Source organism: Photorhabdus aballayi (assembly GCF_026153155.1).
Classification (GTDB): domain Bacteria; phylum Pseudomonadota; class Gammaproteobacteria; order Enterobacterales; family Enterobacteriaceae; genus Photorhabdus; species Photorhabdus luminescens.
In genome coordinates this window covers 1-6,033 of the sequence record NZ_JAPFCD010000104.1, presented here as the reverse complement: position 1 = coordinate 6,033, position 6,033 = coordinate 1, and the positions used below count along the sequence as shown (strand labels likewise).

Below are 6,033 nucleotides of genomic sequence, written 5' to 3'. Positions count from 1 at the left end.
CAAGTAAGGGGAGTTTATTCATTACGGCCACAAGATTGGGAATATGTGAATGGTCAATATAGATTAAGGATAGGGGGGAGAGAAGGTTTCATAGGTGTAGACAATAGTTATGATGATTATCTGGAATCAACGTGCAATGATTTACGTCCCACACTTGATAAAATTAAAGGAAGGTATGCGATTGTAATAGATAATTAAATCTAAGAATTAGCTAAATTTTGCAACTATAAAAAGTCTAATGTTTAATAGGATAAAAAATGAAACCGATAAATCTACTTATTATTACTTCTGTTATATCATTTTTACTATGTGCAAAATCTTTTGCTGCGGAAGATCTAGAATGTGGTAGATATCCTAGTGACTATTTAAATAGCGGAACCCTTACAGGAAAATTTGTTAAGTTAATAGATAAGAAAGATTGGACAACCACAAATTATATAATACAAACTGATGGCGGTCAGAGATATTGTGTCCGAGTTGAAGATAGAAAAAATATAATACGAAATACAATTATTTCTAGCGCGTATTTATTGGGATCAAGAGTAACTATATCACTTACTAAGGAGCATACTATAACGGGGATAGCAGTCCATAATTAGGAATGTTAAATGTAAATTAAGGAAGGGATTTAAAGAGAGCTTCATAGATACAACCTAAGGGTTAACCAAATTTTACAACTATCAAAAAGCTAGAACTTAATGGGATAAAAATGAAACCAATAAATCTACTTGTTATTGTTTCTGCTATATCACTTTTACTATGTTCAAAATCTTTTGCTTCGGACGATCTAGAATGTGGTAAAATGTCTGTAGATAGCGGAACCCTTACAGGGAAATTAGTTAAGTTAATAAGTAAAGATGGCTGGGTAACTACAAATTATACATTACAAACTGACAAAGGAGAAGAATATTGTGTCCGCGATGATACTCTAGATAATACGATACGAAATAAAATTGTCTCTGATGCATTTTTCTTAGAATCAAGAATAACCGTATCACTCACTAAATATCATACCATAACTGGGATAGCGATCCATTAGTGGGTTAGGTATTTCTATATTCACCCTTAAGGATATAATTGCCGCTGAAAAAGATTGCGGTTTTTAACCGTAATCTTAGATTATTGATAAAGTGTTGGTTTTTTATCTGGCATTGTGTTTTAATGAAGCTCCGTTCACCAGACGGAGCTTGCCGCCATATTAAGAACATTGCCTCCCCAAACTTTCCCGCCAGAAACCTTCTCGTTTGACGAACTGATTTAAATTATATTTTTTGTCAATAGCGAGGATTTAAAATCCTCGCAAATAATTACATTAAGATATTTTAGACGATATGATATTAAATTCTTTCAACTCTTCTTTTAAAAACGGATGACAAATTTTTGCTTTTTTTCTCAACTCTGAATTTAGTTTTTCATCATAACTTCTATCAGCAGGAATGAATCTCAGACTATTTTTATAAGCTTCCAATACATCAATTGGGCATACTAATTTTATATCACCGAATGCGTATAAAGTTACTCCATCAATCAGGAAGAAGCCATTTTTCTCTAAGGCCCTTACGTTCCATTGTTTATTATTAAAAACTTCTAATGGATAGTTGTCTTCATTAATGAGATATGAATGTTCGTTATAATCACTAATGCCGGAAATTTTCATGGTTGCATTTACAATGAAAACGGGAATGGAGGTTATTATCCATGACAATGAAAATAAAGAAAAAATAACTGCATATCCTGTTATGTATACATTTTTTACAATTCCTTCGGATTTATCGCGACTTAGATAAACGGAACCAGGTATAAGAGAAAAAATAACAGTGATTAGAGATATTGCTACAACATATAACATCAGTACATTATCACTTACTTCTCCTTTATTAGGTATTTTATTTATAATAAGAGATAATGGATATGAGTAGAAGAGGGTCATAAGAAAAATGGAAGCAGGTATAATAATGTGAAATAAACATGAAAGTTTAATTCTTGTACGTTTGTTTTTATATTGCAGTACGTCTGAAATTAGGTTTCTATTAGTTAAATAAGAAACTAGCATACTGGAACTCAAAACAAAGAACACTGAAATTATAATAATAGTTGCTTCCATATATTCAAATTTATCGGCCAGCCATGCTGAGAAAATGAAAATACCAACCGCAAGTAAAGATATAATAAATGTAATTGTAACGAAATTTTCTCTTATTTTTTTATAGTTATGAAAATGATTACTTTCTTTCTTAATAATAGAGATGAGTAAAATTGATGGTATAAACATCAAAATTGAAATAAGCATTATGCTGAATAAAAAAGTTGATGTAATGACGATGAAAATATCTTTAAATGTTACGGAGCTAATAAATATATCTAACCGGCCTAACCGGTTAAGGTAAAACCAAATAACAAACAACGCAATGAACCCTATGATGACTGTAGGTGTAATAACTCGTTTGACTAAATTTATTATTTCATTATCTATATCGTTGCTGCCCATCTTGCATATCCTTCCAGTTAAATAAATGGTAAGTTTTATGGTGGTCACTCAGCTACTACATGGTTATAGTTGAGAGAAATAGATGTGTAAAATATGACTAGACTCTCAATTTTCCTACGGTACTAGTAACACCGAAGAAAGTTTATTACTTCCATATCTTTTCTAAGTCTACATCTTCACTATCCGGTTGCTTTGATCTTTCTAAGACGTCAACTTGCAACACTATTGGCAGGTTAAACGATGTACCAGTTGCGACACAGCAACCTTTAGCTAAGTTAGGAATCATGCTCTTTGACATATTGTCAAGTGTACTTATTGTATTATCAATCAGCAGGAGGTCCCGATCGTTGACCAGTCGATGAATAAAGAAATTATGTATCTGTGATACAATTGTTGGTGAAATATCTGCTGGCCGCTGACTGGATAAAGTCAAAAATACTCCGAATTTACGACCTTCCTTAATGATTTCCTCAAACATCTCAAGGCGATAATCTTTCCAGCTTTCACTTTCGCGACTTGATTGCTGAGAAAGGATGTTATGGGCCTCATCAATAATTAGATGAATTGTTCTGTCTGGAGGGTTAGCAATTTTATCTCTATGAGGATGATAGTAATGTTTGGCAATCAGAAGTGGTAGGGTTTTCTTGATTTCTGGATTGCATTTTCTCAGGGAAATTACCGTTACCGGTTTCGTAATTATTTGATTCTCAGTAATAGTAATAACCTTACGTAAAGCGTTTAATGATGATTCGGTTCGTTTCAATAAAGGTTGTATGAACTCATATTGAACATAACCATATATTAAATCACATATTAACTGAATATTGCACCGAATTTTAAGTTCTTCAAAAGCATCAATCTCAGGTAATGTTATACTATTAATCATTGAACTTAAAACAGATTGGTAGTTATTACCTTCAGAATTAAAGTAGCGATTACCATACCCATCAAGAAGATTTATATAGAAGCAATTATATTTTACATGCCATGCTACTTTCTTAAGTAGATGATATAAATTATCAAGTCCCATTAGATCTGTGACTTCTCTAATTAAGTCAAGTGAGTCGGGTTTTTGTTGAGCACAAGTAAATATAAGTTCATAAGTTTTTTTAATATAATTTAGTAAATTATCAGGGTTATTCGAAAAACGTTCCCGACCAGTGATAATACGATTGATGAATGGTTTTTGTGTGTTTTGTGTAGCTTGAAAGAGTATGCTGAGAGTTTCTGTATCCCAGAATTCACTAGCGGAAAGTGGAAATTTATCTTCCTCTGTGCGGGTATTTAACCTATAGACACATTTAAATTCATTACTGACCAATTGATTTGAAGTGTACTCGCCATTAAAATCAATGACAACAAATTGACTTTTTTCTTTAATTTTTTGGATTTTTTGATCAAAAAGCGTTGTATATAACTTTGTTAATGTGTTGGACTTCCCACTGCCTGTATTGCCAAAAATCCCCATGTGAGCATTAAATAGGTTATACCAAGGTAATGATATAGGGAGGTCTTCTTTCATAAGTTTACCGATAATAAACTCTCCATGATTATCTTTTCCATAGATAACCTCAAGCTTTTCCTCCTCCAAAAGATAAGCCTGATCTTTAATTAATGGAAGGTATTTAACACCTTCATTAAAATTACCTTTTTCAAAATACCCGATTGGTCTTAACTCTACTTTCCTGACATAATATTCTTTCTCATTTTCTTCTATATACTTATGTTCATCTAAAAATTCTCCTTCTACGAGGCAGATGATATCCCTGAATCCTCTTTTTATCTTGATGTATTCTTTAATGGAAATTCCTTTATATTTCTTTCCATCATAAAATAATGTGTCTTTATTTGATTCTTCATAGACCTTAAGAGTAATCTTGATCCCATGAATAGCAATGACTTCACCAACTAAAATAGACATTTATTACCTCTTTTTTATTTATGTGAAGACATGGAAAATACATCTGAGTTAAAAATAGAGAAGTCCATGATTTTATCTATTTTGACAAACTTTACATTTTTATATTCTTTGAACCAAGGGTAAATAGTCTGATAACTCTGTTCGTTATAGCAACAAATAAACATGGTAATGGTTCTGTTCCCTAGAGATCTTTTTATTAAATTCCTGATATGTTCATCTGCAAATGAGAAGCCGAACACAACCAAAATAGAGTTTTTCTTCTCTAAAATGTAGCTCATATAGCGAAGCATTTGATAATAATGCTCTTCAAAGACTGTCTCGTGAAATTTCCATTTTGTTGGGTTTACAATGGGAAGGGAATTATATTTTTTCCAAAATTCAGAAGATGCTTCATGGAAATTATCAGCAAATTCGATATCTTCGAAATCTGTACGCTTGGCATCTGGACATTCAATAACTGATTTAAAACGTTCCAACTCAGGAGTAGAAATGCTAATTAATCGATCTTGATTGTTACCATGATATTTAACTTGAATTGATTCTCCACTTTTTCTCCAATATACAGAGCCATGCAAATGGACAATGTTCAATTGTGGTATTTTATACTCACTATTGTCAAAGACCCCTTTTTGGACTTCAATTGAATCAAAATGTCTGGCTTCTAAAAATTTCGTCTTAAAACCTTTCGCACCATCATTCAAATTAAGTGATACTTTTTCCTCTCTGAGTAACTCTTCATAAGCATCTACAACACAAGAGTCATAGTTAGTCGTAAATATATTAATAATTTTACCATGCTCTTTGCGCACTTGAAGGAGGTCATAAAGTGTGCATATGAGTTTCTTATAATTATCTATTACTTGGGTTTTACTTTCATTAATTAAAGAGTCCCATTCTTTCTCCTCTTCCCAGTTAAAGGTCATAACGGGTTCAATGCATTGTTTATAGTAATGCATAAACAACAAGGTTTTTAACTCTTTTTTCTCTATTTCATCAAAATATTGCCCCAATGTTTCAATTGTTTCCCATTGATTTTTGTTGATTTTCATTGCAGTAGCTAAAGTTGGAAAAATTCCAGATGATGCACCAGAACCAATCAGAAAACTGATTTCTTGTTCATATATGTCTTCTATCTCAATGCTATTTACTAATTCAGCCATTTAAACACCTCGTGACTTAATATATTAAGATTTATAGTGTTATTAACGTAATCTATCGTGGATGATTTTTTTGAGTGATCTTTGAGAAATCAGCAAAATCTGAACAAGGCTCGTCATCAATGTGAGCATCCAGACCTAACATAATATCTTGTAATTCAACAAAAATTTGAGTGATTCTGAGCTCATCTTCACCTAATAATTCTATATGTTTATGCAAGAATTCACGGTCGTTTAGCAGATCCAAATTGGCAATCTAAGCCATTAGACAAATTTGGACCTCTCGTTGATGTAACTTCTCCAGACCATAGAATAGATCCAAAAATGGATTAATGTTTTGTTCATTGAATGAACAAAACGAGGTGTTGGTCAGAGTAACTCATTGAAGCAAGAAGTATAGCAGTAGAAACGTTTACACTACAATTAACGCGTTACCTTGAGTTAACGCTTTAACGAAAACATCTTAA

The 6,033-nt window shown here is 32.2% G+C and carries 6 protein-coding genes; 3 read left to right on the top strand and 3 right to left on the bottom strand.

Features of this window, described 5'->3' with window-relative positions:
* From OO184_RS24325 to OO184_RS24315, 3 genes are all read left to right on the top strand, one after another.
* The coding region (locus tag OO184_RS24325; protein WP_265381379.1) for a hypothetical protein at positions 1 to 198 on the top strand (198 nt) is incomplete at its 5' end.
* A gap of 59 nt (positions 199 to 257) precedes the next feature.
* Positions 258 to 599 (top strand): hypothetical protein, encoded by a 342-nt coding sequence (locus OO184_RS24320; RefSeq protein ID WP_265381378.1) that lies wholly within the window; start codon positions 258 to 260, stop codon positions 597 to 599.
* A 110-nt stretch (positions 600 to 709) separates the two neighbouring features.
* Positions 710 to 1,039: a hypothetical protein gene (locus OO184_RS24315; RefSeq protein ID WP_265381377.1), complete on the top strand. Its 330-nt coding sequence runs from the start codon at positions 710 to 712 to the stop codon at positions 1,037 to 1,039.
* 273 nt (positions 1,040 to 1,312) lie between these two features.
* Here the strand turns inward: OO184_RS24315 and OO184_RS24310 are convergent, their stop codons facing one another.
* The 3 genes from OO184_RS24310 to OO184_RS24300 form a co-directional block, all read right to left on the bottom strand.
* Positions 1,313 to 2,488, bottom strand: a complete 1,176-nt coding sequence (locus tag OO184_RS24310) for a hypothetical protein (protein ID WP_265381376.1) — start codon at positions 2,486 to 2,488, stop codon at positions 1,313 to 1,315.
* Between the two features lie 145 nt (positions 2,489 to 2,633).
* The gene (locus tag OO184_RS24305; protein WP_265381375.1) at positions 2,634 to 4,409 is read right to left on the bottom strand and encodes an ATP-binding protein; all 1,776 of its coding nucleotides are present in this window, start codon (positions 4,407 to 4,409) and stop codon (positions 2,634 to 2,636) included.
* 14 nt (positions 4,410 to 4,423) lie between these two features.
* Positions 4,424 to 5,569 carry an SIR2 family protein gene (locus tag OO184_RS24300; protein ID WP_265381374.1) on the bottom strand — a complete coding sequence of 382 codons (1,146 nt, stop codon included), beginning with the start codon at positions 5,567 to 5,569 and terminating at the stop codon, positions 4,424 to 4,426.
* Between the last annotated feature and the right edge of the window lie 464 nt (positions 5,570 to 6,033).

Bases quoted from the DNA above. Each gene is read 5' to 3' on its own strand.
- OO184_RS24320 (WP_265381378.1), top strand. From the start codon at position 258: ATGAAACCGATAAATCTACTTATTATTACTTCTGTTATATCATTTTTA.
- OO184_RS24315 (WP_265381377.1), top strand. From the start codon at position 710: ATGAAACCAATAAATCTACTTGTTATTGTTTCTGCTATATCACTTTTA.
- OO184_RS24310 (WP_265381376.1), bottom strand. From the start codon at position 2,488: ATGGGCAGCAACGATATAGATAATGAAATAATAAATTTAGTCAAACGA.
- OO184_RS24305 (WP_265381375.1), bottom strand. From the start codon at position 4,409: ATGTCTATTTTAGTTGGTGAAGTCATTGCTATTCATGGGATCAAGATT.
- OO184_RS24300 (WP_265381374.1), bottom strand. From the start codon at position 5,569: ATGGCTGAATTAGTAAATAGCATTGAGATAGAAGACATATATGAACAA.